This is a genomic window from Streptomyces sp. NBC_00986 (assembly GCF_045162565.1).
In the GTDB taxonomy this organism is placed as follows: domain Bacteria; phylum Actinomycetota; class Actinomycetes; order Streptomycetales; family Streptomycetaceae; genus Streptomyces.
On sequence record NZ_CP108733.1, the window covers coordinates 7,418,353 to 7,443,513 of the forward strand.

General features: G+C 67.7%; 26 protein-coding genes, 2 tRNA genes and 1 pseudogene. 12 read left to right on the top strand and 17 right to left on the bottom strand.

The window, feature by feature from the left end:
* Nucleotides 1-9 precede the first annotated feature (9 nt).
* The gene (locus OG504_RS33180; protein WP_405993082.1) at nt 10-369 is read right to left on the bottom strand and encodes a hypothetical protein; all 360 of its coding nucleotides are present in this window, start codon (nt 367-369) and stop codon (nt 10-12) included.
* Between the two features lie 192 nt (nt 370-561).
* Between OG504_RS33180 and OG504_RS33185 the strand changes: the two genes are divergently transcribed.
* Genes OG504_RS33185 through OG504_RS33200 form a run of 4 tightly spaced genes read left to right on the top strand, consistent with a single transcriptional unit; the run spans nt 562 to nt 2,522 of the window.
* On the top strand, nt 562-969 hold the full coding sequence (locus OG504_RS33185; RefSeq protein ID WP_405993083.1) for a hypothetical protein: 408 nt from the start codon (nt 562-564) through the stop codon (nt 967-969).
* Nucleotides 941-1,465 carry a DUF6879 family protein gene (locus OG504_RS33190; protein WP_405993084.1) on the top strand — a complete coding sequence of 175 codons (525 nt, stop codon included), beginning with the start codon at nt 941-943 and terminating at the stop codon, nt 1,463-1,465. Before OG504_RS33185 ends, OG504_RS33190 begins: the two co-directional genes overlap by 29 nt.
* Nucleotides 1,466-1,472: 7 nt before the next feature.
* Nucleotides 1,473-2,327: a helix-turn-helix domain-containing protein gene (locus OG504_RS33195; RefSeq protein ID WP_405993085.1), complete on the top strand. Its 855-nt coding sequence runs from the start codon at nt 1,473-1,475 to the stop codon at nt 2,325-2,327.
* A gap of 9 nt (nt 2,328-2,336) precedes the next feature.
* Nucleotides 2,337-2,522, top strand: coding sequence for a DUF397 domain-containing protein (locus OG504_RS33200; RefSeq protein WP_405993086.1), 186 nt, complete (start codon nt 2,337-2,339; stop codon nt 2,520-2,522).
* A 252-nt stretch (nt 2,523-2,774) separates the two neighbouring features.
* Here the strand turns inward: OG504_RS33200 and OG504_RS33205 are convergent, their stop codons facing one another.
* From OG504_RS33205 to OG504_RS33215, 3 genes are all read right to left on the bottom strand, one after another.
* Entirely contained in the window at nt 2,775-3,290 is a 516-nt protein-coding gene (locus OG504_RS33205; protein WP_405993087.1) for a hypothetical protein, read from the bottom strand.
* Between the two features lie 103 nt (nt 3,291-3,393).
* Nucleotides 3,394-4,197, bottom strand: a complete 804-nt coding sequence (locus OG504_RS33210; protein WP_405993088.1) for a hypothetical protein — start codon at nt 4,195-4,197, stop codon at nt 3,394-3,396.
* 581 nt (nt 4,198-4,778) lie between these two features.
* Complete coding sequence (locus OG504_RS33215; protein ID WP_405993089.1) at nt 4,779-5,024, bottom strand: hypothetical protein; 246 nt, start codon at nt 5,022-5,024, stop codon at nt 4,779-4,781.
* A 137-nt stretch (nt 5,025-5,161) separates the two neighbouring features.
* Between OG504_RS33215 and OG504_RS33220 the strand changes: the two genes are divergently transcribed.
* Both OG504_RS33220 and OG504_RS33225 read left to right on the top strand, forming a co-directional pair.
* Nucleotides 5,162-5,869, top strand: coding sequence for a helix-turn-helix domain-containing protein (locus tag OG504_RS33220; RefSeq protein ID WP_405993090.1), 708 nt, complete (start codon nt 5,162-5,164; stop codon nt 5,867-5,869).
* Between the two features lie 367 nt (nt 5,870-6,236).
* Nucleotides 6,237-7,169: pseudogene (locus OG504_RS33225) on the top strand (hypothetical protein); the annotation flags it as partial.
* 395 nt (nt 7,170-7,564) lie between these two features.
* Here OG504_RS33225 and OG504_RS33230 read toward each other — a convergent pair.
* The 6 genes from OG504_RS33230 to ehuB all read right to left on the bottom strand — a co-directional run bounded on the left by OG504_RS33230 (nt 7,565) and on the right by ehuB (nt 11,770).
* Nucleotides 7,565-7,638, bottom strand: a tRNA-Lys gene (locus OG504_RS33230).
* A 97-nt stretch (nt 7,639-7,735) separates the two neighbouring features.
* A complete protein-coding gene (locus OG504_RS33235) occupies nt 7,736-8,494 on the bottom strand; it encodes an IclR family transcriptional regulator (RefSeq protein WP_405993091.1) in 759 nt (252 codons plus the stop codon).
* A 220-nt stretch (nt 8,495-8,714) separates the two neighbouring features.
* A complete protein-coding gene (gene ehuA, locus OG504_RS33240) occupies nt 8,715-9,512 on the bottom strand; it encodes an ectoine/hydroxyectoine ABC transporter ATP-binding protein EhuA (RefSeq protein ID WP_405993092.1) in 798 nt (265 codons plus the stop codon).
* Entirely contained in the window at nt 9,502-10,152 is a 651-nt protein-coding gene (gene ehuD, locus OG504_RS33245) for an ectoine/hydroxyectoine ABC transporter permease subunit EhuD (protein WP_405993093.1), read from the bottom strand. The genes ehuA and ehuD overlap by 11 nt, the downstream gene beginning before the upstream one ends.
* The gene (gene ehuC / locus OG504_RS33250) at nt 10,149-10,856 is read right to left on the bottom strand and encodes an ectoine/hydroxyectoine ABC transporter permease subunit EhuC (RefSeq protein WP_405993094.1); all 708 of its coding nucleotides are present in this window, start codon (nt 10,854-10,856) and stop codon (nt 10,149-10,151) included. The genes ehuD and ehuC overlap by 4 nt, the downstream gene beginning before the upstream one ends.
* Nucleotides 10,853-11,770 (bottom strand): ectoine/hydroxyectoine ABC transporter substrate-binding protein EhuB, encoded by a 918-nt coding sequence (ehuB, locus tag OG504_RS33255; RefSeq protein WP_405993095.1) that lies wholly within the window; start codon nt 11,768-11,770, stop codon nt 10,853-10,855. Before ehuB ends, ehuC begins: the two co-directional genes overlap by 4 nt.
* 47 nt (nt 11,771-11,817) lie before the next feature.
* On the opposite strand from ehuB, the gene OG504_RS33260 reads away from it, so the two are divergent.
* Nucleotides 11,818-12,312 (top strand): DUF3830 family protein, encoded by a 495-nt coding sequence (locus OG504_RS33260; protein ID WP_019056630.1) that lies wholly within the window; start codon nt 11,818-11,820, stop codon nt 12,310-12,312.
* Here the strand turns inward: OG504_RS33260 and OG504_RS33265 are convergent.
* Together OG504_RS33265 and OG504_RS33270 are read right to left on the bottom strand one after the other, a co-directional pair.
* On the bottom strand, nt 12,293-13,696 hold the full coding sequence (locus OG504_RS33265; RefSeq protein ID WP_405993096.1) for an amidase: 1,404 nt from the start codon (nt 13,694-13,696) through the stop codon (nt 12,293-12,295). The two genes, OG504_RS33260 and OG504_RS33265, sit on opposite strands and share 20 nt — an antisense overlap.
* 22 nt (nt 13,697-13,718) lie before the next feature.
* Nucleotides 13,719-14,681 carry a D-2-hydroxyacid dehydrogenase gene (locus tag OG504_RS33270; RefSeq protein ID WP_405993097.1) on the bottom strand — a complete coding sequence of 321 codons (963 nt, stop codon included), beginning with the start codon at nt 14,679-14,681 and terminating at the stop codon, nt 13,719-13,721.
* A gap of 170 nt (nt 14,682-14,851) precedes the next feature.
* Between OG504_RS33270 and OG504_RS33275 the strand changes: the two genes are divergently transcribed.
* Nucleotides 14,852-15,637, top strand: a complete 786-nt coding sequence (locus OG504_RS33275) for an aspartate/glutamate racemase family protein (protein WP_405993098.1) — start codon at nt 14,852-14,854, stop codon at nt 15,635-15,637.
* A complete protein-coding gene (locus OG504_RS33280) occupies nt 15,634-16,365 on the top strand; it encodes a decarboxylase (RefSeq protein ID WP_405993099.1) in 732 nt (243 codons plus the stop codon). Before OG504_RS33275 ends, OG504_RS33280 begins: the two co-directional genes overlap by 4 nt.
* Nucleotides 16,366-16,627: 262 nt before the next feature.
* On the opposite strand, the gene OG504_RS33285 is transcribed toward OG504_RS33280, so the two are convergent.
* Nucleotides 16,628-17,047: a MarR family transcriptional regulator gene (locus OG504_RS33285; RefSeq protein ID WP_405993100.1), complete on the bottom strand. Its 420-nt coding sequence runs from the start codon at nt 17,045-17,047 to the stop codon at nt 16,628-16,630.
* Nucleotides 17,048-17,118: 71 nt separating this feature from the next.
* Between OG504_RS33285 and OG504_RS33290 the strand changes: the two genes are divergently transcribed.
* Complete coding sequence (locus OG504_RS33290) at nt 17,119-18,549, top strand: DHA2 family efflux MFS transporter permease subunit (protein WP_405993101.1); 1,431 nt, start codon at nt 17,119-17,121, stop codon at nt 18,547-18,549.
* 43 nt (nt 18,550-18,592) lie between these two features.
* Nucleotides 18,593-19,726, top strand: coding sequence for an LLM class flavin-dependent oxidoreductase (locus OG504_RS33295; protein WP_405993102.1), 1,134 nt, complete (start codon nt 18,593-18,595; stop codon nt 19,724-19,726).
* 7 nt (nt 19,727-19,733) lie between these two features.
* Here OG504_RS33295 and OG504_RS33300 read toward each other — a convergent pair whose 3' ends face one another.
* Nucleotides 19,734-21,623 (bottom strand): putative bifunctional diguanylate cyclase/phosphodiesterase, encoded by a 1,890-nt coding sequence (locus OG504_RS33300; RefSeq protein WP_405993103.1) that lies wholly within the window; start codon nt 21,621-21,623, stop codon nt 19,734-19,736.
* A gap of 366 nt (nt 21,624-21,989) precedes the next feature.
* Between OG504_RS33300 and OG504_RS33305 the strand changes: the two genes are divergently transcribed.
* On the top strand, nt 21,990-23,327 hold the full coding sequence (locus tag OG504_RS33305) for a M6 family metalloprotease domain-containing protein (RefSeq protein WP_405993104.1): 1,338 nt from the start codon (nt 21,990-21,992) through the stop codon (nt 23,325-23,327).
* Between the two features lie 61 nt (nt 23,328-23,388).
* Here OG504_RS33305 and OG504_RS33310 read toward each other — a convergent pair.
* The 3 genes from OG504_RS33310 to OG504_RS33320 form a co-directional block, all read right to left on the bottom strand.
* Nucleotides 23,389-23,462, bottom strand: a tRNA-Lys gene (locus OG504_RS33310).
* Nucleotides 23,453-24,067, bottom strand: coding sequence for a bifunctional DNA primase/polymerase (locus tag OG504_RS33315; RefSeq protein WP_405993105.1), 615 nt, complete (start codon nt 24,065-24,067; stop codon nt 23,453-23,455). The genes OG504_RS33310 and OG504_RS33315 overlap by 10 nt, the downstream gene beginning before the upstream one ends.
* A 434-nt stretch (nt 24,068-24,501) precedes the next feature.
* The gene (locus tag OG504_RS33320; protein ID WP_405993106.1) at nt 24,502-24,873 is read right to left on the bottom strand and encodes a hypothetical protein; all 372 of its coding nucleotides are present in this window, start codon (nt 24,871-24,873) and stop codon (nt 24,502-24,504) included.
* Nucleotides 24,874-25,161 lie beyond the last annotated feature (288 nt).

Below are 25,161 nucleotides of genomic sequence, written 5' to 3' on the forward strand. Positions count from 1 at the left end.
TGCTGTCGTTCATCGCGGTACCTCGCCGTTCCTCTCGACGTAGACCCACATCAAGCGCTGGGCGAGGTTGGCTACGTCGCGCATGAAGAAGAAGGCCGTGAAGCTCGGCGCCTGTCTGCCGGGACGGTTGGTCAGCTCCAGCAGCTTGTACGCCTGACGGAACAGATCCATGACCTCCACGTCGTCATCGACGCCCAGGTCTTCGGCCAGGAGCAGACTCAGGAGACCGACGACTCTCGTCGTCTTGAAGTCCATGTCCTTGCGGGTCGACGTGCTCAGCTCCATTTTCAGCACGCCATCTGTTATGTCCGAGATCAGCTCGACATCGATGGGCAAGTTGTCGACGCCGGCCTCGGGTTCCTCGGTCACGCTCGCCACCACGCTTCTCCCCTCGATGCCGCCTGCGCGGACTTGGGTTCGAGAACGAACGTAGAGCGGCCCGTGCCCAACTCCCAAGGAGATTGCGCGAGTTTGCAGCAAGTCGATTGACGGGCTCGAACGGCTCCTCGACGATCGACGTGACGCGCAAACCTGCGCAAGGCAGCGGACGGGAGAGCAACCATGAAGCTACGGTTCCTTGGTAAGAACTCCACCCCCGGGGACAGCCCCACCCTGTACGCCAGTGACCAGGACAGCTACGTCATCCAAGGCTGGAAAATCTTCGCCAACGACCTACTCGCGCAGCTCGACGTACCGGAAGGACAGACTGCCGTAGAGGTGCCGACCGAGCTGTTCGAGCACCTGACCAAGGACGGCCAACTGTCCTGCGAGATCAGGAAGTTCACCGCCCCGATCATGCTCGTCACGGAACAGGGAACATGCGTACTCCAAGGCCCGGAAATGCATGATGCTGAAGCCTTGAGCCAGATGCGCATGCCCGACTATGAGACCTGCATCGAGGTTCCCAAGTCCTCGATCATGGCCCTGCTGGAGGAAGACAGTGGACCTGATCAGCCCCGCACAACGTGACGAGCTGTTCCGCAGCTTTGAACGTGATGCCTTCCACCTGGAGCTGCGGGACGACTATGGGTCTCCCGTCGAGGACACGCCGTACGCCAGGTGGCAGCGGGGTGAGCCGGACGACTACGTGTGGCTCGACCCGTGGATGACGCTGATGAAGCGCGTCACGGGTGAAGGCAAGACCGTGAGACGTGTCCGGGTGATCACGGAGCCACACTCCGAGTACGTCGGATGGGAACACTCGCTGACCCACCTCAACCTTGAGGCCGGCGAGGACATCCGATGGCTTCCGCGGCATCGGTTGCCCGAGGACGTCACCTTCCCGCTGGACGGCAACGACTGGTGGCTGTACGACGATCGTCTCCTTGCGGTCGGCCACTTCGATCCGGAGGGCCGTGTCCTGGGCTCCGAGATAGTCGAGGACCCTGACACGGTGGCCGCCTGCATCCGTGTGCGCGACCTGCTCTGGGCCGACGCCATCCCACACGCCGAGTACAAGCCCTGACCTATCAGTGAGCAACCAAGCACAAGAAGCACGAGAGGCACTGGGTGCCCGGCTACGTGAGTTCCGCAAGGATGCGGGGTTCGCGAGCGGCCGGGCATTCGCCGTGGCCACCGAGTGGGCGGAGTCGAAGGTCTCCCGGCTGGAAAACGGCAAGCAGAACCCCAGCGAAGACGACATCCGCACCTGGTGCATGAAGACCGACAGGCAAGAGCACCTCGCCGACCTGATCGCCACAGTGCGGCACATCGACGAGCTGTGGCTTGAGTGGCGTCGGCAGTTCCAGACCGGCGCGGAGCAGCGGCAGAAGAAGGCTCTGCCGGTTTACGCAAAAACCAGGGTCTTCCGTATCTGGCATCCGACGCTGGTGTGGGGAACGCTCCAGACGGCAGAGTACGCGGCCGAGACCTTCCGGCAGGTCGTCGACTACTACGAGATCCCCGACGACGCGGAAGCCGCCACCGCCAAGCGGCTGGAACGACAGCAGTACCTGTACCGAGGTAACCGAATCTTCAACGTCGTGCTCGGCGAGCAGGCGCTGTACACGAACTTCGGAGGACCGGAGGTGATGAAAGGGCAGCTCGACCGGCTGCTGGCGGTGATGCGGCTGCCCCGGCTGAGCCTGGGCATCATCCCGCGCTCCGCGTCCATCGGTATCTGGCCCGGCAACTCCTTCTCGATGTTCGACGACAAGCTCGTCCTCGTTGAGACCTACTCGGCGGAGTTCTCCGTCACGCAGCCACGAGAGATCGAGCTGTACACCAAGGCCTTCTCCCTTCTGAAGCAGTCAGCGGTCTACGGCACCGCCGTCCGCGACCTCATCCTCACCGCCAGCCACCACTTCGATCAGATGCCGAGCGACTAGGAGAGCACCATGCAGCCTGTGACTCCGAACTGGCGTACCAGCACCTACACCGGGACCGAGAACTGCGTTGAAGTAGCCGACAACGAACCGGCACACGTAATGATCCGGGACACGAAGGACCGCAGCTGCGGAACCTTGGCCGTCAAGCCGGCCACCTGGGCGGCATTCGTGGAGTTGGCCAAGGCCGGATGGTGATCGACCGCCGTAAGGTCGGCGTCACCGGCGGCCTGGTCCTGGCCAGCCTGGGCGTGCGAGCCAGGCTTTCCCCGACGGATAGGCGAGCTTACCGTTAACGCAGTCCACATAGATGGCTCTCACGACACCATAGGCTTGGCATCGTTACTTCTAACGGGGATTTGAGTCGATCGTAGACCTCCTCACGCCGAGGTTAACCTGTCCTGTCGAGCCCCTATCAGACCCAGTCACGTTGTCCGGGGTCGTGCGGTCTCAGTGGTCAGCCGCCTGATTGAAAAGACTGATGTCGAGCTTGCATTCTTCTGCCACAGATAGATCAGGTACTGCACTGCAGTTTGGAACATACAGCGACCAAGAAGGTTGAGTATCTTGCACGGGGCGAGGGAATACCGCTACAGCTCGGCCGAGTACATAAGTGATGCCGCCTTGGTCAGTCACTGGCTTGCCTTCAAGTAGCCGTGGAAGTGTCTCGATGTCCTTACGCGACGCGTCGAACTCCTTGAAGAGCCGGATAGTCACGGGAGCCGAATGGCTTCCGTATTGGCTATGAAACCCGTCTCCCATCGTTTTCTGCAGTCTGGAGTAGTCCCGCTGGCAGGCGGCCTCATAGATCTCTTCAATAAGGTCACGTTGAGGATCGTCGCCTGTATCGTCGATCCAGCCAATAGCTGAGCAGCTTCGCGCTGGCGCCACAGGCGGCTGTGCTGGTCTATTTCCTTTGACACTAGAACCGTTGCCGCTGCAAGCAGCTAGTGCAAAGAAGTACATTCCTGGCAACAATAGAGTTATCAGGAATGTGAAACGGATCCGGACTGCCGTGTATCTGGTATGCCTTCCCTCTACCTCGCCCTGCCGACGCCAGCTCACACGCCTATGCCCCATCCCGGCGCCAATCGGTGCCAGCATAGAAGAAATGCGGATCTGCTTTAGGATCGCCTGTCACTGTGAACGGTCCATTGTCACTATCTGCCAGTGGAAGTTGGTATGGCTTATTGTTGATGGTGTATTCCAAATCGCCGCGCCACTTGACGGTGCTGCCATCTGACCATGCAGAAATATCGAACGCCACAGTGTCGTTCTGGGTTAGCACGAGCGAGAGGTTATCCGTGAAATCACTGTCGCCATTTCGATATCGAACTTTCGCCGCATGATTACCTAGTGAAATCTGCACTTCGATTCGGTAGCTCGCTCCTCCTCCAAGAGTCAGCACGTTGCCGGAGTCGGACCTTTGAACCGACAACTCTTGTACATCAACGTGACCAAACGTCACCAAGGCGTCTTTGGCTACGTGTGCTGTCCAGAGCACCCGATTGACTGTTGATACTGAATCGACCGTTCTGGCGAAGTCCTGGTACTTTGCGTACGAGGTGAGTTCCGGTTGTGCTGGCCAACTCTCTCGTGGCGTGTGAGTCACCACGTTCTTTGGTGGCATGTACTCGTGCGTCCAGACGATGGTTTGGCGGCTGTTATCAGCTTTCTCAAGATCGCCGATGTCTGCCGCACACGAGGACTTTTTTTCGCATGTCTGGTTATATTTGCCGGTCTGATTGATCGTGGTGCCGCCACATGCGGCCGTGGTTATTGCCAAACAGCCCAACAGGAGAGCGCCAGATTTGAGCCGCCACGACTTCAATCTTTTCGAGGATGCACTTCCGTTAAATCCGTTGTGATCCATTACTTGCCGCCGGCAGAGCACGAGCTTTTCGAGGTGCAGGCTTGGTTAACGCCGCCGCTGTCACCTGAATGCTGACTGATCTGGGGATCCGAATGGATCAGACCGAATAGGCCTGTCACCAGTGCCGCTATAATCACTCCTGCAGCAGCAATCCCTGCTGCCCAAATCTTCACCTTCTGCCCAGCCGTCATGGCTCCCCCGTCTGGTACGAGAACTCGACCGGCAGGCCAGAAATGGCAGCGGTCGATAGCCAAGGAAGGTACTCCCGGTTGGGGCTCGCTGTCAGGTGGTGGGCGGAAAATCGACCGCACCGTTACCTGCCGTCAAGTCTGCGCCGCACGAGAGTTCGATAATCGCAGTAACGCCTTTTCCGTGCGACATTGGAACGACGGCCTCAAGTGATGGGGGGCTTTTGCCGGAAATGCGCGCCCTATCGTACGCCAGTTCTATTGGTTTCAGCGGGAGGCCGCGGATCGCCGATTTGGAGTTCAGGCCAGAAATTTCCGCTCCGTGAAGAGCGAGCTACGCCATCTCTCGGTGGTCCCGCGGTCACGGGTGCACAGGGTCGCTTCTCGCGTCCTTCAGCGACGCGGTGCAATGCCGTGGGCTATCGTGGCGCCGGTCGTGGCGGTTATGCCAAGCATTCCGAGCAGGGGTGCGGTGGGCACACGCCACGTCGACCCGACGCGCAGTATGGGCACCGGGAACTCGCCTCGACGGACCAACTCAAAGGCTCGCGTGCGCCCGATACCCAGGGCGCGGGCGGCGGTGACGAGGTCTATGACGACTGGTAGCTCCAGCAGCTCGGTCTGACTCATGCCGACCATGCGGCTCACCTCACCGGCAGTGGTGTGCTCTGTTCTGAGAGCAGATGATCCGCCCTAGTTTGTTACAAGTCAACCGCTCTTGTTCATGAGCAGACCATGACGTACCGTTGAGACACCTTTCTCCCCGAGGTGACCTCATGGAACACACGCCACACACGCTGCGGCAGGTACTCGGAGCCGGTCTACGCGAGATCAGGAAAGCCCGTGGCTTGAAGCAGGAAGAGGCCGCCGCGCTGCTTCAGCGGCACGGTCTGACGACCTGGATTCGGGGGACCGTCGCCCAGGCGGAAGTGGGGGCTCGGCGTATAGCGCTGGAGGAAGTGCTCCTGCTGGCCTTCGCCTTCGAGGTGCCGCCGGCCAACTTTGTGGCCGGAGCGCCGGATGACCTTGTTGAGCTGTCGCCTGGCGTGCGGCTCACGGTCGGCGCGGTGAAGGCGTTGTTGTCCGGCAATACGGCTGCCGTGCAGGCCATACCCGCACAGGCGGTTGAGATCACCGAGTCGCTGGCGCTGGCCAATCGGACGTCTGACTTCCTGGCTGAGGTCCAGCGATCCGGGCGGGCAGACCCTGCTCTAGTCGAGCGAGCAGTCGCCAGTGTCGGTGAGGCCGAACGGCACGTAGCCCGCAAGATCGGAACGTCGCCGGAGTGGGTCAATCTGGTGGCGTTGCGACGGTGGGACCGGACTTTGTCGCAGGAGCGAGACCTGCGACTCCAGGAGCGTCGGCCCGAGGCATCCAAGGGGCAACTGGCCACGTTGCGCGGCCACATCACCCGGGAGTTGCTGACCGAGCTGGAACACGACCTGCGCGGGGTCCATCCTGACGACGCGCGGACCGCAAGGTAAGGCGTGCGTCATGCAAGGCACCACCTATAAGCGATGCAAGTGTCCGGTTCGCCGCAACGCGGCCGGCAAGCGTCTGGCCTGTCCGAAGAAGCACGGCACCTGGTCCTACGTCGTCGATGTGCCACTGTCCGATGAGGGTCGCCGGGAGCATGGGCGGCAGCAGATCACTCGTGGTGGCTTCGCCAGCCAGACCACCGCTGCCGTGGAGCTGCGGCAGGCAATCCAGCTCTTGGAGATACCCAGCACGGACGACGATGCGGGTCGGCTTGAGATCGTTTCCTCCATCCGCGACCACTACCGCCGCTATCAGCAACTGCCAGACCATGCCGATGTACGCCGCCGTTTCAGCGCAGGCGTCTCCCTCACGATGGAGCAGACCACCGGCGAGTGGCTGGATGAATGGATGGGTGGCAAGCGCAAGCTGGCGGCCAACACCCGCCGTTCGTATGAGGGGTTCATCCGTCGCTATCTCAAACCCCAGCTCGGTGACATCCCCCTGGAAAAGCTCCGGCCGGCCCAGATTCGGACCGCGTACGACGCCATCGTGGCGAGCGCCGCCACCACTCCGCGACCGATCGGTCCGGCAACGCTTCAACGTATCCATGCCACGCTCCGGGCAGCGCTCAATGCCGCTGTACGTCAGCGCCGCATCATCGACAACCCGGCCCTGGCAGTCGAAGTTGAGAATGCGCCCCGACCGAAAGCAGTCATCTGGACCGCCCCGCGAGTCATCGACTGGATGGCCTCGGGTCGACGCCCGAAGGTCGCCGTCTGGACGCCCGAGCAGACCGGCTCCTTCCTCGGCCTCATGACGGCCGACCGGCTCTACGCCTACTACCACCTGTTGGTCTTCCGAGGACCACGCCGAGGTGAGGGCATCGGACTGCGCTGGCCGGATGTGGACTTGGACGCGGGCGCGCTCGCCATCGTTCAGCAGATCGTCCAGGTGGGCTGGGAGACCGCCGTCACCCGGCCCAAGGACGACAGCGACGGCATCGTCGCGCTCGACTCCATGACCGTCACGGTTCTACGGGCGCATCGGCAACGGCAGTTGGAGGAGCGAGAGCTACTGGGGCCGGCCTGGACCGACACCCACTTCGTCTTCACTACCGAAACCGGCAAGCCACTGCATCCCGACTACGTCAGCCGCCACTTCGTACGGACGATCAAGCGAGCCAACACCCTCCGCGAGGGAGATATCGGCCCGGCCGTCGAGGATGTCCAAGCAACGCTCGGGCTGCCAGTAGATGGGTTCTTCGGGCCACTGACGCGGCGGGCTGTGACCGGCTTCCAACGAGTCCGCGAGCTCAAAGCCAACGGCATCGTCGACCCACACATCTGGTACCAACTCTTTCCGGAGCATCCGCTCCGGCCGTATCCGCACCCTGGCTATCTGCCGCCGATACGTCTGCACGACCTGCGGCATCTGGCAGCCACCCTGGCGCTCGCCGCCGGAGCCGAAATGAAAGTGGTCTCCGCCATGCTCAGACACTCGACGATGCAGATCACGGCCGACACCTACACCTCGGTACTGCCGGAGATCGCCCGCCAGGCTGCTGAGGCCGCTGCCGCGCTCGTGGCCCAACCGCCTGCCGTGCAGCCGGATGACGGTGGCGTTAGCCCCTCGCTAGCATCCAGCCCCGAAAACGACCAAGGGCACCCTTCCGAAGAGAAGGATGCCCAGGTCACACACAGTGCGCCGCCAGGGACTCGAACCCCGGACCCGCTGATTAAGAGTCAGCTGCTCTAACCAACTGAGCTAGCGGCGCGTGACTCACGCCTTCCGCTGGATCAGAGTCTCGCGGAGGGCGACGAGAAAAATACTACCTGGTCCGGAGGGGTGCTTCGGACCAGCCCTCCCAGCCCTCAGATCGCGAGGGACAGCAGTACCGGCCCCGCCTCGCGGTTCAGCGTGTCTGCCGCCTGGCGCAGGCGGTGGGCGTGTTCGACCGGGAGGGAGAGGGCCAGGCAGCCGACCGAGGCGCCGGCCGTGATCGGGACCGCCGCGCAGACCGTGCCCACCGCGTACTCCTGGAGGTCGAGGTGGGGGACGGTCGGCGGCTGGGTCTCCAGGCGGGAGAGCAGCAGCCGGTCGCTGGTGATCGTGCGCGAGGTGAGGCGGGCCATCTTGTGCCGGGAGAGGTGGTCGCGCCGGCCGTTGTGGTCGAGCTGGCCCAGCAGGCTCTTGCCGAGCGCGGTCGCGTGCGCGGAGACGCGGAAGTCGACCCACTCGTTGACCGCCGGGGTGGTGGGCCCGGCCGCGTACTGGGTGATCGTGACCTCGCCGTCGACGTACCGGCTGACGTAGACCGCCGCGCCCAGGGAGTCGCGCAGCCGGTCCAGGGTCCGCTGGATCTGCTCGCGCACCGCCTGCTCCCGGCCGGCCGCCGAGCCGAGGCGGCTCAGGGAGTCGCCGGTGATGTACGCGCCGTCGGTGAGCTGCTCGACGTAGCCCTCGCGGCGCAGGGTCCGCAGCAGTATCGTCAGGCGCTCGGCGCCGACGCCGGTGCGACGGGCGATTTCGGTGTCCGTGACACCGGTGGAGTGTCCGGCGACTGTCTCCAGGATGCGCAGTGCGTCCTGTACCGAGTGGTAGGGAGCGGTCGGCTCGTGCATCAGCGCCACGGTGTTTCTCCCTGCGCTCGCTTTTTGGGCCGTGATACCGGACAGCGAATCCCCTCCACGATAGCTGTCAAACGGCCGATGTGGAGCGGCTGTTGGCGAGATTGTGGCCTTCCTTATGGCCTCCGAACTGCGGCGCGAATCCTTTGGCATATTCCTTTGTCATGCCACGTGACGTGGACCTTGGGTGTTCGAATGCTCACGTGTCGTAATTGAATAAATGTCAAAGAATGGCGCCGAGGAATTCCCGGGTCCGTTCTTGTTCCGGATCGCCGAAGATCTGCTCCGGCGGGCCCGATTCGATGACCCTGCCCGCGTCGAACATCAGGACTTGGTCTGAAATATCACGGGCGAAATTCATCTCGTGGGTCACGCAGAGCATGGTGATGTCGGTGGTGCGGGCGATGTCCCGCAGGACGTCGAGGACGCCCGCGACGAGTTCCGGGTCGAGCGCGGAGGTCACCTCATCCAGCAGGAGGACCTGCGGGCGCATCGCCAGCGCCCGCGCGATCGCGACGCGCTGCTGCTGGCCGCCGGAGAGCTGGGTCGGGCGGGCGCCGGCCTTGTCGGCGAGGCCGACCAGGTCGAGCAGTTCCAGCGCGCGCGCCTCCGCCTCGTCCTTGGGCAGGCCGAGGACGGTGACCGGTGCCTCGGTGACATTGCGCAGCACGGTCATGTTCGGGAACAGGTTGAACTGCTGGAACACCATCCCGATCTTCTTGCGGATCTCCCGGATCTGCTTCTCGGGCGCCGGGAAGAGCTGCTCCCCGTCGACGGTGATCGTGCCCTCGTCCGGCTTGGTCAGGGTCATCAGCAGTCGCAGGATCGTGGTCTTGCCGGACCCGGACGGACCGATCAGGGTGACGTGCTTGCCGGACTCCACGGAGAAGTCGAGGTCGTCGAGCACGGTGTTGGACCCGAAGCGCTTGGTGACGTGGTCCAGGCGGATCAACTCGCTGCCGTCCACCGGGGGGTTGGCGTAGGCGTCGGTTTCCTTCGTCAGGGGCGTGTCAGCGGACAAGGCGTCGCTCCAGGGCTCGGATCAGCAGGGAGGCGGGATAGGAGATGAGGATGAAGGCCACACCGATGACCGTGATGGGCTCGGTGAACTGGTAGTGGTCCTGGGAGAACAGGCGGGCCTGGCCCATCAGTTCGAGCACGGTGATCACCATCAGGATCGGGGTGTCCTTGAGCATCGCGATCACGTAGTTGCCCAGCGCCGGAACCACCCGGCGGATCGCCTGCGGCAGGATCACGGCCGTCCAGGTCCGGTGCACCGGAAGGTTCAGCGCGGTCGCCGCCTCCCACTGGCCGACGGGCACCGCCTCGATGCCCGCGCGGTAGACCTGCATCGTGTACGTCGAGTAGTGCAGCCCGATCGCGAAGACACCGGTGGTCAGCGCGGAGAACGTCAGACCCCACTCGGGCAGCACGTAGAACAGGAAGAACAGCTGCACCAGCAGCGGGGTGTCCCGCACGAACTCGGTGACGACTCCGACCGGCCAGCGCACCCAGCGCGACGGCGTCCGCATCAGCAGCGCCCACACCAGCCCGAGGACGAACGAGATCAGCGATCCGAGGACCAGGATCTGCAGGGTGACTTTCAGGCCGTCCCAGAAGTACGGCAGGAAGTCGTTCACGGCGTTCCAGTCCCACTTCACGAGACCCCACCTCCGACACCCACGGTCTGGACCCGCTTGGACTCGGTGCTCGCGGGCCCCTTGCCGATCCCGGCCTTCAGCTTCTTCTCCAGTCCGCGCATCAGCCGGGTGAGGGTGAAGGCGATCACGAAGTAGATCAGCAGGATGTACGTGTAGATCTCCGCGCTCTGCTGCAGCGCGAGCCGCACCAGGTTGGCGCTGAAGGTGAGATCGCCCATGCCCATGACCGAGACCAGGGCGGTGCCCTTGAGGAGTTCGATCAGCAGGTTGCAGAAGGACGGGATCATCTCCGGCACGGCCTGCGGCAGCAGGATCAGCCGCATCCGCTGCCAGGGCGTGAAGCTGAGCGCGACCCCGCCCTCCTGCTGGGCCGGGTCGACCGCGTTCAGGGCGCCGCGCACGATCTCCGTGCCGTACGCGCCGTAGGTCAGGCCGAGGGCGAGCGTGCCCGCCCACAGCGGGACCAGCTGCCAGCCGAACGCGACCGGGAGCACGAAGAACACCCAGAAGATCATGACGAGGGCGGAGGTGCCGCGGAACACCTCGGTGTAGAAACCGGCGAGGAAGCGGACGATCCACAGCCGGTGGGTGCGGGCGATGCCGACGACGAAGGACACGACTGTCGCCAACAGCGCGCTGAGGACGAGGAGTTGGACGGTGGTCCAGATCCCCTTGAGGACGAGTTCCCAGAGTCCGGAGGTCATCCGCTGCAGAGCTCCTTCGCGGTGAGGTCCGTCATCTCGGCCTTGGTGAACCCGAAGGGCCGCAGGATGCGGAACAGCTCCCCGCTCTTCTTGAGCTTGTGCAGCTCGACGTTGAAGGCGTCGCGCAGCTTCGTCTCGGTCGGCCGGAACGCGAAGGCGCCCCCGTCGATCCGCGGTTTCCCGTCGACGAGCGGTGCGAAGGGCGCGGTCGACTCGGCCTTGGCGGACTTCTTCACGACGGCACGCGTGGTGAGCGCCGTACCGGCGAAGACGTCAACTCGCCCTGCCTCTACGGCGTTCAGCCCGGCGACCTGGTCCGGGACGATCAGGATGTCGCTCTGCTTGTACCCGGCGTCGACGACGTGCTGGATCTGCGCCCACCCGGTGCCGGTGGCGAACTTCGCCTTTTTCTCGACGACATCCTTGTAGTTGTGGAGCCCCTTCGGGTTGCCCTTGCGGACGACGAACGAGTCGAGCACCTGATAGTCGGGGTCGGCGAAGATGACCTGCTCACAGCGTTGCGGGTTCACGTACATGCCGGCGGCCACGACGTCGAACTGCTGCGAGTTCAGCCCCGGTATGAGCGAGCCGAACTCGGTGGGCACGGGCTGCACCTTGTCGACGCCGAGCCGCTTGAAGATCGCCTCGGCCAACTTCGGTGCCTCACCGGTCAGTTGACCGTCCGTGTCGATGTACCCGAACGGGATCTCACCCGAGATCCCCAGCCGTACGACGCCCTGCGCCTTCAGCCGGTCGAGCAGTTCACCGCCGCTCGTGGTCGACGCGGTGGCCACACGACTGCAGCCGGCCGCGCCCAGCGCACCTGCCGCCGCCACCCCGGCGAGCAGTGCCCGACGGGTGTGACCCGGCGTGTGACCGGATGTGTGTCTGTCGTTCCCAATTGGTGGAGCCATGGGCGCGCAGCTACCCGACCGCCCCCGGGTTATGCACCCTGGAAGACATGACGGATCACTTCATCGAGGTCTCACTCGCAAAGCGGAACGTCCACTGCCGGGCAAAACTGCTGGTGGAACGCGCCCCGCTGACCTGCGCGGCCATCTGGGACGCACTCCCGCTAATCGGCGACGTCTACCACGCCAAGTACGCCCGCAACGAGATCTACGCCCTTTTCCCGCCATTCGCAGAAACGGAACCCCCGCTGGAGAACCCCACAGTCACCCCCATACCGGGCGATCTCTGCTATTTCGCCTTCGCCGGCACGGAACTCGGCACGAAGGCCTACGGCTACGACCGCGAGGTCCGCGCCGGCACGACGGTCGTCGACCTGGCCCTGTTCTACGAACGCAACAACCTCCTCCTCAACGGCGATGTGGGCTGGGTGCCCGGCATCGTCTGGGGCCAGGTGGTCGAGGGCCTGGAGGAGATGGCGGAGGCCTGCAACGACCTGTGGCGGTCAGGGGCGGCGGGGGAGAGCCTCAGCTTCCGGCGGGCCTGACCCCGGAGATCCCGGCGGCGAACAGCGCGTGCGCCGCCCGCAGCACCAGATCGTCCCGGTGCCGCGCCCCCACGATCTGCAACCCGACCGGCAGCCCGTCGCCGTCGTTCCCCACGGGGACGGTGGCGGCGGGCTGCTGCGTCAGATTGAAGGGGTACGTGAACGGGGTCCAGCCCGTCCAGCGGCGGTACCCGGAGCCCTTGGGTACCTCGACTCCCGCTTCGAACGCGGTAATTGGGAGCGTGGGCGTGACGAGGAGGTCGTAGCGCTCGTGGAACAGGCCCATCCTGCGGCCGAGTTCCATACGGGCGTCCACCGCCGCCAGATAGTCCAGCGCCGAGAAACCCGCTCCCGTCGCACAGATCTCCCGCAGCCCCGGGTCGAGCAACTCCCTTTGCTGCGGCGCGAGTTTCTGCGTCACCCGGGCCGCGCCGCTGAACCACAGGGTGTGGAAGGCGTCCACCGGGTCGCTGAAGTCGGGGTCGGTCTCCTCGACGTACGCGCCGAGCGCGGCCAGCCGTTCCACGCCCCGCCGTACCGCCGCCGCGACCGCCGGACGCACCGCGACCTGGCCGCCGAGGGACGGGGAGTACGCGATCCGCAGGCCCTGTATGCCGTCCGCGAGCGCCTCCGTGAAGGAGCCCTGCGCGCGGTCGAGGCCCGACCAGTCGCGGGCGTCCGGTACCCCGATCACGTCCAGCAGCAGCGCCGCGTCCGCCGCGTCCCGGGTCATCGGGCCGACGTGCGACAGCGTGCCGAACGCGCTCGCCGGGTACAGCGGCACCCTGCCGTACGTCGGCTTCAGGCCGAAGATCCCGCAGAAGGACGCGGGGATACGGACACTGCCGCCGCCGTCCGTGCCCAGCGACAACGGGCCCGCGCCGAGGGCAACGGCCGCCGCGCTCCCGCCACTTGAACCACCGGCCGTGCGCGAGGGGTCGTGCGGATTGCGGGTGATCCCGGACAGTGGGGAGTCGGTCACGCCCTTCCAGCCGAACTCCGGGGTCGTCGTCTTGCCGATGAACACCGCGCCCTGCTCGCGGAGCCGGGCCACGGAGGGCGCGTCCTCGTCCCAACTGCCCTGCTCGGCAATGGTCTTGGAGCCGCGCAGGGTCGGCGTGCCGCGCTGCAGCAGGATGTCCTTCACGGTGACCGGTACCCCGTCGAGGAGTCCGGACGGTTCCCCGCGCTGCCAGCGTGCCGCGGACTCGGCCGCCGACGCCAACGCGCCCTCCGCGTCGAGCCGTACGAACGCGTTCACGGCGGGCTGGATCTCCTCGGCCCGTTCCAGGGTCGCCCGGGTCGCGTCCACGGGACTGAACTCCCTTCTGCGGTAGCCGTCGAGGAGTTCCACGGCGGTCAGCTCGGTGAGTTCGGTCGTCATCCGGCCCTCCAGAGTGGGGAGTTCAGTGCCCCGGTACGTACCCACGCTTCTTGTCGACCACGTTCGGCAGCGGCTTTCCCGCCTCCCATCTCTCGTACGCCGCGACGAACTGCGTGCCGAGTTCGTCCCGCCAGCCGACCGTGTCGCCGCTCATGTGCGGGGAGATGATCAGCCCCGGTACCTGCCACAACGGGCTGTCCGGGGTGAGGGGTTCGGCCTCGAAGACATCGAGGGCGGCGCCCGCGATCCAGTGCTTCGTCAGCGCTTCCGCGAGCGCGTTCTCTACGACGAGTTGACCCCGCCCCACGTTGATGAAGCGCGCCGAGGGCTGCATGCAGCCGAAGCGGCGGGCGTCGAACATGCCCCGCGTGTCGTCGGTGAGCGGGGCCGCCGAGATCACCCAGTCGGCGCGGGCCATCAGCCGGTCGAGCTCGCCGGGGCCGTGGATACCGGTGCGCGGGGTGCGGCCGACGAGCGCGGTCGTCACGCCAAGTGCCTTGAGGGTACGGACGATTGCCCGCCCGATCGGCCCGGAGCCGACCACGCACGCACGCGTTCCGGCCACCCGCTGCGCCTCGCGGTGCCGCCAGGTCCGCTCCCGCTGGAGGTCCAGCGTCCTGGGCAGATCCTTGGCCATCGCGAGGACGAGGGCGGCGACGTACTCGGCGATCGGCTGGTCGAAGACGCCCCGCGCGTTCGTCACCACCGTGTCGGAGTCGGCGAGTTCGGGACACATCAGGTGGTCCACGCCGGCGCTGGCGGTATGCACCCAGTGCGGTCGCGGGCCCTCACCGGGCCAGGCGGCGCGGACCGCGTGCGAGGCGAAGTCCCACACCAACAGCACGTCGGCGGAGGGAAGTTGATCAGCGAGTGTCGCCTCACTGGCGTGCTCGACACGCACCCGCCCGGTCAGCTTGCCGAGCCGGGGCAGCGGTTCGGCGTCCAGGACGAGAAGGGTGGGCAGGGCAGGGGGAGTTGCGGTCATGCGAAGCCGTTTCTCGCGGGAGGTACAGCGTGAAGCACGGCGGGAGGCACCGAGCGCGGCCGTCTGACATGCACGGATTGACCACGCTCGCACTCGAACCTACCTTCGTCAACACGGACGCCCGCACGGACCGTTGTCACCCCGTTTCTCTTGGTGAGGCCGGTGTAGCCATGCATGTTTCCTTCCTGGGCGGACCCCGCCCGCAGCGCGGTGTCGGTGTCGTCGCCCCCTTCGACTTCGCGCTGGACCGCGAGTTGTGGCGTTGGGTCCCCGACGACATCTCGCTGCATCTCACGCGGACGCCGTTCGTGCCCGTCGAGGTCAGCCTCGACCTGGCCCGGCTCGTCAGCGAGCACGAGACGCTCCACGACGCGGTCCGCACGCTGAACGCGGTCGCCCCCGAGGTCGTCGCGTACGCCTGCACCTCCGGCAGCTTCGTCGGCGGGGTCGCCGGGGAGCGCGCGATGTGCGAGGCGATGACCCGGGCCGGCGAGGTCCCGTCCCTGACCACCTCGGGCGCCCTCCTGGCCGCCCTCACCGAACTGGGCGCCCGCCGGATCGCCCTGGTCACCCCCTACACCGTGTCCGTCACCCAGTCCCTGGAGGAGTACCTCGCCGAGGCCGGCGTCGAGGTCACCGGCCGCGCCTTCATGGGCCTGACCCGGCACATCTGGAAGGTGCCGTACCGCGACGTGGTCGACATGGCCCACCAGGCCGTCAAGGGCGCGGCCGACGCGCTCTTCATCAGCTGCACCAACCTCCCGACGTACGACGTGATCCCGCAGCTGGAGGCGGAACTGCGCATACCGGTGATATCGGCCAACCAGGTCACGATGTGGGCAGCCCTGCGCCGACTGGGTACGCGTGCCGTGGGCCCCTATCAGGCGCTGCTGGACGAGTCCGCCCGCCGCCAGGGGCCGGTACTGCCGGAAGAACACCAGGAAGGCTGGTCATGACCGCACTCGGATTCCTCTACCCGGGCCACTCCGCCGAGGACGACTACCCCCGCCTCGAACAGCTCCTCGGCAGCGACGTCCGCCTCGACGTGGTCCACACGGACATCGGCGAGGACGCACACCGCGTGGACGCGCTCCTGGAGATGGGCTCCCCCGAGCGGCTCACGGCAGGCGTCGAACAACTCCGCATGTCCGGCGCCGAGGCCGTCGTCTGGGCCTGCACCAGCGGCAGTTTCGTCTACGGCTGGGAGGGCGCCCAGGGTCAGGTCCGCGCCCTGGCCCGGGCGGCGGGCCTGCCGGCGTCGTCGACGTCCTTCGCCTTCGTGCACGCGGCGCAGGAGCTGGGGGTGCGGCGGGTGGCCGTAGGGGCGACGTATCCGGACGACGTGGCGGCCCTGTTCGCGGCCTTCCTGCTCGCCGGGGGAGTGGAACCGGTCACGGTGCGCGCCTCCGGCATCATCACCGCCGCCGAGGTCGGCACCTGGGGCTACGACGAGGTGCTCGCCCTGGCCCGGGCGGTGGACGGCCCGGACGCCGAGGCCGTCCTCCTCCCGGACACGGCCCTGCACACAGCCGCCCACATCCCCGACCTGGAGAAGGAACTCGGCAAGCCGGTCCTCACGGCCAACCAGGTCACGGTCTGGGAGGCCCTGCGCCTGGCGGACCGCAAGGTCAACGCACCTGATCTGGGCGCCCTGTTCACCAAGGAGCCGCTCGTGCAGGCGTGACCTGTAAGGGAGTCGGGCTCGGCCGTGCGGGTCGGCCGAACCGCGGAGGGGCGCGATGGGCCCGGTGGGTCGGGCGCGACGTCGCGCCGGGGCCGCCGGGTTTGATGCGGGCGACAAGAGAAGTCGGCGGTCCGCCGCGCCGGGTGCGCCTGTGGGCGCGGACGTGCCGGGGCGGGCTGTTGCCCTGACCCGACCTTGCCCTCGCTGACCGGGCAGGGCGGCCCGCTTTCGGTTCGCCGTTTTCCGCACGGCGCCCGGCGCGTCAGTCGGCCGGCTTCAGGAGCGCGTCGAGCCGTTCCAGCAGAGCCAGGGCCTCGGCCGGGTCGGTGGTGGCGGCCGCGAGCGCCGGGGCGATCGGGGCCTCGCGGACCGCCCTCATCCGCGCCGACGGCTCGGGGCTGCCGCGGAGCAGGGTGCGGCGGCCGTCCGTCGGATCGGGCTCGGTGACGAGCGCGTCGGCGGAGCGCAGCCGGGAGACGCAGTTGGAGACCTGGCTCTGCACCAGTCCGGTGCGCCGGGTGACCTCGGTGACCGTGGTGCCGGGGTGGTCCCGGATGTCGGCGGCGACGATCAGGACCGTACGGGTGCTGGTGGGGTGGTCGCCGATGCCCTCGGCGGGGATGGCGGACTCCGCGATCTTCTGAAGGCGGACGCCCAGCAGGAACAGGTCGTCGACGTTCATGACGCCAGGTATATCAGAAAGAGATGCATCTCATCTTGATGCATCTAGATCTGATGGATATGTTTCTCGTCATGACACGGATGACAGGCATGACGAAGGCGGGCACGCCGAAGCTGCGCGGAAACCCCTGGGCCGTCCTGGCCACGCTCTCCCTCGGGTTCTTCATGACCCTCCTCGACATGACGATCGTCAACATCGCGATCCCCGACGTGATGCGCTCCCTGCACGCCGGCCTCGACCAGGTGATGTGGATGGTCAGCGGGTACACCCTCGTCCTCGCCGCCCTCCTGGTGACCTCCGCCCGGCTCGGCGACATGAAGGGGCAGCGCACCCTGTTCGCCATCGGAACCGCCCTGTTCACCCTGGCCAGCGCGGCCTGCGGCCTGGCCACCGGGCCTACGACGCTCATCGCGGCCAGGGTTGTGCAAGGGCTCGGCGCGGCCCTGCTCACCCCGCAGACCATGGCGCTGATCGTCGCCACCTTCCCCGCCGCCCGGCGCGGTACCGCACTCGGGATCTGGGGCTCGGTCGCCGGTGTGGCCACCCTCTCCGGCCCCACCCTCGGCGGGCTCGTCGTCAGTACGGTCGGCTGGCGCTGGGTGTTCTTCGTCAACGTCCCCGTCGGCCTGCTGGTCCTGGCGCTGACCTTCCGCTGGGTACCCGACCTGCGCACCGGCCGCGCCCACCGCCTCGACGTCCCCGGCGTCCTGCTCTCCGGCGCCGCCCTGACCGGCCTCACCTTCGCCCTGATGGAAGGTGACCGCTACTCCTGGAACCCCGGGATCTGGACCCTGGCCGCCTGCTCCCTGGCCCTCGGCACCCTGTTCCTCCGCCGGCAGGCCCGCCGCCAGGACGCCGAACCCCTCATCCCCTTCGCGCTGTTCGCCGACCGCGGCTTCACCGTGATGACCGCCTTGATGGGCGCGATCGGCGCCGCCCTGATCGGCGCGGTCCTTCCGCTCGGTCTCTTCCTCCAGCAGCAGCTCGGCCTCAGCGCGAGCCACGCCGGACTCGCCCTGGCGCCGTCCCCGCTCGTCTCCCTGCTCGTCTCGCCGTACGCGGGCCGCCTGAGCGACCGGATCGGCGGCCGTCGCGTCCTCCTCGCCGGGCTCCTCTCCTTCGCCGCGGGCCTCACCGCGGCCCTCCTGCTGTCGACCCCCGGCGCCCACGCCCTGACCCTCACCCTGCCCCTGATGTTCATGGGCCTCGGCACCGGCTGCATGATCGCCCCGCTCTCCACCGAGGCCATGCGCAACGTCCCGCCGCGGCTCGCGGGAGCGGCCTCGGGCGTCAACAACACGGTCCGGCAACTGGGTTCGGTCCTGGGGGCGGCGGCCGCGGCGGCCCTGATGGCGGCCGGTGCGACCCCGCTGGCCGGTATCCACCTGGCCATGGCGCTCCCGGTGGTCCTGCTCGCCCTCGCGGCCGGAGCCCTCGTGCTGCCCGGGCGCCGCCTTCTGACACCCGTACCCGGGAATAAAGCGGAGACAGCCTCCTGTTAGGCCGGAAAGGACACCGCACAGCTCACAACAGGAGGCACCCACCGTGGCGGCAGACGACGAGGTCCGGGGCGCGACCGACGAGATCAGGGGTGACGAGATCCGGGGTACGGCGCAGGGCACCGCCCCCGTCCCCCTCTCCGTACTGGACCTGGTGACCGTGGGCGCCGGCCGCACCGCCACGGAGGCGCTGCGCACCAGCGTGAAGATCGCCAAGCTCGCCGAGTCGCGCGGCTTCCACCGTTACTGGGTAGCCGAGCACCACTCGATGCCGGGCGTCGCCTCCTCCTCGCCCGCCGTGATCCTGGCCCACCTCGCCGCGCACACCGAGCGCATCCGCCTCGGCTCGGGCGGCGTCATGCTCCCGAACCACGCCCCGCTCGTCATCGCGGAGCAGTTCGGCACCCTCGAGGCGCTCGCCCCGAACCGCGTCGACCTCGGCCTCGGCCGTGCCCCCGGCACCGACGGCGCCACCGCCGCCGCCCTGCGCCGCACCGACCGCCTGAACGAGGGCGCCGACGACTTCCCCGAGCAACTCGCCGAACTCACCCGCTTCTTGGACGACGACTTCCCCTCCGGCCACCCCTACGCCCGCATCCACGCGGTCCCCGGCCCGATCCAGTCGACCTCGCCCGGCGGCGTGCAGTCCCCGCACCGCCCGCCGGTCTGGCTGCTCGGCTCCTCCGGCTTCAGCGCCCGCCTGGCCGGCATGCTCGGCCTGCCGTTCGCCTTCGCGCACCATTTCTCCGCGCAGAACACGATCCCGGCGCTGGACCTCTACCGGGAGTCCTTCCGCCCGAGCGCGGTGCTCGACGCGCCGTACGCCCTGATCGGCGTCTCCGCCCTCGCCACCGACGACGAGAAGGAGGCCCGCCGCCAGGTGCTGGCCGCCGCCCTCAACATGGTCCGGCTGCGCACCGGCCGCCCCGGACTCGTGCCCACCCCGGAAGAGGCCGAGGCGTACGAATTCAGCCCCATGGAGCGGGAGTTCATCACCTCCTGGAACGCCAACGTCATCCACGGCACCGCCGACGAGGTCCGCGCCGGACTCGACGACCTCCAGAAGCGCACGGGCGCCGACGAGTTGATGCTCACGTCCCACGCCCACAACGGCGACCTGCGCCTGCGCTCGTACGAACTGATCGCGGACGTCTACGGGTTGACGGGCCCCCAGAGTTGATGGCTCATCAGGTCTGCTGACAGGCCGTCGTCCCCAGCAGCTCGGAGATACGATCCGGCGCCACCGGACGGGAGTACAGCCACCCCTGTCCGGTGTCGCAGCCGATGCGGCGCAGCCGGGTGGCCTGTGCCGAGGTCTCCACGCACTCGGCGGTCACCGACAGGCCCAGCCGGTGGGCGAGTTGGATCATCGCCTCGACGATGACCTCGTCCGCCGGGTTCGGCGCCACACCCTCGCCCTCGTACTGGAAGCCGCGCACGAACGAACCGTCCAACTTCAGCACGGAGACCGGCAGTCGGCTCAGGTACGCCAGGTTCGAGTAACCCGTGCCGAAGTCGTCGATGGCGATGTGCACACCCATGTCGCTCAGCGCCTGGAGCGTCTGCAACGGCCGCCCCGCCGACCCCATCACCGCGGACTCGGTCAGCTCCAACTGCAGCAGCCGCGGGTCCAGTCCGGTCTCGGCCAGCGTCTCCGCGACGTCCGCGACCAGGTCCGAGTCCCACACCTGCCGTACGGCCACGTTGACGCTCACGAAGATCGGCGGCTCGTCCGGGTGGTCCAGCTGCCAACGGCGGGCCTGGCGGCAGGCGGTGACCAGGACCCAGTGGCCGAGCTGCACGATCGAGCCGTCCTCCTCGGCCAGTCCGATGAACCGATTCGGCGTCAGCATGCCGAACTGCGGGTGGTTCCAGCGCACCAACGCCTCGACCCCGCGCAGCCGTCCGTTCTCCATGCCCACCAACGGCTGGTACTCCAGGGTGAATTCACCCCGCTCGATGGCCGGACGGAGCGTTGAGGCCAGCGCCTGGCGGGTCATGCGGTGCGCGTTGCGCTCCGGATCGAACAGCGTCCAGCGGGACTTGCCGTCCGCCTTCGCCCAGTACAGCGTCGTGTCGGCGGCCTGCATCAGCCCGGTGGCCGTCGTACCGGACGCGTGCCGCTCGACCACACCGATCGACGCCGACAGCGACAGCCGCTGCCCGGACAGGTCGAACGGCGCCTGCAGGGCCTTCAGCACCGACTCGGCGAGCTCGGCCAGTTGGTCGGTCCCGGTCGAGTCCTCGACGAGCAGCGCGAACTCGTCCCCGCCGAGCCGCGCCACCAGCGGCGAACTCGCCCGCGCGTAACCGGCTTCGTCCGCGCACCGCGTCAACCGCTCGGCCACGGCGGCCAGCAGCCGGTCGCCGACGCGATGGCCGAGCGTGTCGTTGACCGCCTTGAAGCCGTCCAGATCCAGATAGCACAGCCCGATCCGCCCGGTGCCGCCCTGCTCGTACGACTCCGCCTCCAGCGCGGCGGAGAGCCGCTCGAAGAACAGGGTGCGGTTGGGCAGCCGGGTCACCGGGTCGTGCATCTCCAAGTGCCGTAGCCGCGCCTGGAGTTCACGGCGGGCGCTGATGTCGGTGAGGGACAGCAGCACACCGTGCTCCTCGGCCGGCAGCGGCGCCACGGTCACCTGCACCCACAGCACATGCCCGTCGGGGTGCTTGACCCGGCGGGTGCAGCTCAGCTTGGCCTGCCGGCCGCGCAGCACCTCGCGATAGGCGTGCCAGGTACGGGCGTCCGACTTCAGGTCCATCAGCTCGGCCGCGACCCGCCCGGTCAGCGCGGTCCCCGCCTTGCCGAGCAGCGCGCCGAACGAGTCGTTCGCGCTGACGACCAGACCGTCGCGGTCCACGACGGCCATCGCGAGCGGGGCCGCGGAGAAGGCCGACCCGAGACGGCCGCCTTCGAAGGACTCGAGGGACCCGGGGGACTGATGGGACTCGTGAGGATCCGGGAACCCGGTGGAATCGGGGACATCGGTACGAGGCGATGCCTCGCCATTACTCTCTGTTACGGCTGGCCGGATGAGGTCTGCCGCGGGCGCCGGCCCTTCGGACGTTCCGCTCACCGCTCGCTCCCGCAGTGCACTCGATCTTCGGATGGGTCTCGTCGGGATGGCCGACCGGGTGGGGGGCCGCCGTGCCGTGTCCGTGCAGGAAAGTGTGCCGATCATAGAGGTTGGCCCCCGGCCCTTCCAGCCACTGTCCAGTGTCCCGGAACAACGGCCGGTTCCGTCAGATCGTTTCCGCCCGCACCTGGACGGGTTCTTCAAATGGCCGACCACATGTGACGTTCCGTGAGTGTTTCCGGATGTGGGCCCGGGCGTGTCCCGGCTGCCCCCTCACTCATCTGGTGCAGATAAACAGGGCGTACCCCAACAAACCATCACAGGCTGGGTGTCGGTGTCCCGTGAACCCGCTCCCGGAGGTCCAACGTGCCGTGTCAGCTCCCCCTGAAGGGGCTCTCCCGTACGGCGCTCAAGGGGCTCGCCCAGTGGCGTACCCGACCCGGACTGCGCGGCACCGCCGCCGTGTTCACCACGATGTCCGCACTCGCCGCGACCTCGATCATGTCCAGCCAGTCGGTCGCCGAGCCGTTCTCGACCACACCCTGTGCCCTCAAGCGCACCGACGCCCACCACTCCGAGGGCCTCGACACCTGGAACACCGCCTACCCGCGCCCCACCCGCCGGCTCGACGCGGTGATGATCTTCCTCTCCTTCCCCGACGCGACCCCGCGGACCACCCCCGCCGAACTCGCCGCCGACCACTTCCCGGCCACCACCCGCTTCTACGAACGTGCCTCCTACGGCAGGTTCACGCTCCGCCCGCACCCGCTGCGGAACTGGATCCGCATGCCGCACGCGTCGACGTCGTACGCCATACAGCGCGACTGGAACCCGGTGAACCGCGCCGCGTACCTCCGCGACGCGCTCGCCGCCTCCGATCCCGAGGTCGACTTCTCGCGCTACGACATCGTCTACTTCGTGGCCGATCCGGACGCGCCCGGCGTGGACTCGGACGCGACGAAGGTCGTCAACCTGGACGCCCCGCTGCGGGCCGACGGCACGGACGTCCGCCGGGTCGTCACGGTCTTCGAGAAGCACCCGCCGGACCGGCTGGTCCTCGCCCACGAGACGGGCCACGTCTTCGACCTCCCCGACCTCTATCACCGGCCGGTGGACGGCAAGGGCGACTGGGACACGTACGTCGGCGACTGGGATCTGATGGGCAGTCAATTCGGCCTGTCGCCCGACCTGTTCGCCTGGCACAAGTGGAAGCTGGGCTGGCTGGATCCGCGCCAGGTGGTGTGCGTACGGGGCACCGCGCCGAAACGGCTGACCCTGGAACCCGTGGCCGCGGGGCCCGGCACGTCCGCGGCCGGCAGCACCGCGGGATCACCGGCGTTCGGCCTCGGCCTCGGCGCCAAGCTGGCGGTCGTGCGCACCGGGACCGACAGCGCGCTGGCCTTCGAGGCGCGCAGCCCCGTCGGCAACGACAGCACGGCCTGCAAACAGGGCATCCTCGTGTACCGGGTACGCGACGGCGCGGCCTCCGGGAACGGCCCGATCGAGGTCGTCGACGCCCACCCGCACACCGAGGCCTGCTGGGAGACCTCGGTCTACCCGCCGCTCGCCGACGCGCCGGTCTCCCTCGGTGAGAGCTTCACCGTGCCGGGCGACAACGCGAAGGTGGAGGTGGAGGGGCGGACGGCTTCGGGGGCGTGGACGGTGACCATCACGCCGGGGGAGCCGACCGAGGCGGGAGGCTGATCCCTCCCGGACACCGGGCACGTCAAAGGGCCCCTCGTTCTCACGAGGGGCCCTTCACAGGTGCGCCGCCAGGGACTCGAACCCCGGACCCGCTGATTAAGAGTCAGCTGCTCTAACCAACTGAGCTAGCGGCGCCTGCTGACGTCGTAGACCTTAGCATCCTGATCCGGGGGAGGAAAAATCGATATCCGCACGGTCGCGCGGGCCGCCCGCACGGCCGCCCAGAGCAGGATCTCGGCCCCGGGAAGCCAGGGCCGACGGGTGTCCGGGGCGACCAGCCAGCGCGAGTCGAACGGGGCCGGCGCGGCCCCGCCGACCAGCGCCGGGACGGTCACCGCGTCGCCCCTGCCGTGGCACAGCAACGGCGGGACGGCCCCCGTACGGCTGCGTTCCCCGGGGTGCGCGCCCCACTCCTCCCACCCCATCAGTGACGGCAGCCGCTGAGCCGTACCCGGGCTGGCGAACAGGAGCATCCGCCCCCGGTGCGTCGCGACCGGTCCGGACCCCGGCCCCTCGTCCCACAAGCGGTCGACCATACGGCGCCCGAAGACCACCGGGGCGCTCACCACGTCGAAGGCGGACCCGCAGGGCAGAACGACCGGGGCGTCCGGCCGCTCCCGCCAGAGGGCGAGAGTGCTGCGCGGATACGTTCCTGCCGAGGCGAGCCAGGCGGCACCGTCCGAGGTGACACCCGAGATGTCGAAGCGGTCGGCGAAGGGCTCATCCTGTGTGCGGCTCATGTCCCCTAGATCTACCGGCTGTGAGCACCCGCTCTCCGAGGGTTGCCAGAAATCGGGACAGGAGGGGGCGGGAGGGAGTATCTTGCCCGACCGGCATATGCCAGAAGTTCTTTCTGGGGGCGGGTGGGGTTTGGGGGAGTTGCGGGGGTGTGGGGTGCGGCGGGGGTTGTCAGGTGCTGCGGGGATTGTGAGCGGGGTGGGAGTTGTGAGGCGCTGCGGGAATGGTCGGCGCCGCAGGAGTCGGGGGCGTAGGCGGATTTGTGGACCCCGGTCCCGGGCCCTCTAGCCTCGAGCTTCCGGCCCTGAGCCCCTGACCCTTCGGCTCTCCGGCCCCGAGCTCCCGGCCTCCGAGATTTCTAGCCCCGAGTCCCCCGTCCTCCGAGCTCTCTAGCTTCGAGCCCTCGGCCTGCGAGCCCCGATCCCCGGCCCCGAGGTCACACCGGGTCGGCACCCCCGCTGTCCCTGCCCTCCGTGCCGCGCAACAGGTCACGGCCGAACTCGACCATCTTCTTGGCGTAGTCCTCGGTCCACTCGGCGCGCTCGGCGATGTCTTCCGGTGTCAGCCGGTCGAAGCGGCGGGGGTCGGCGAGTTGGGCCGCGGCGATCGCCTGGAACTCCACCGCGCGGTCGGTCGCGGCGCGGAACGCGTGGGTCAGCTCCGTCGCGCGGGCCAGCAGCGCGCGGGGGTCGTCCATCGACTCGAGGTCGAAGAAGTGCTCCGGGTCCTCGGCCGCCTGCGCGGGCTCGAAGAGCAGGGGCGCGGGGCGTAGCCGCGATTCGTTGCGACGCGGCGTGTGCTCCGCCATGTCTTCTCCTCCTCGTAGGTCACGGATGACCCGCCTCACGAGCGGACCACCGTCCATTGTCCCCCGACCGCGCAAGGGGCCCCGGGCATAGTCCCGAGGCACCGATCCCGCACCGCATGAGTGGCTGCCCAGCCGCCCGCCCCGGTATTCATCACCCCGCAGACCGAACCACGAGGAGCCGCAGGTCAAGGTCCCGCGCCACCCGGCGTTCGCACAGACGTGCCCGACGCCGGGCGCCCCCGACCGGCATCGATGCGTCGGTTCCGCTCGGTGTTCAGGCCGGCGGCC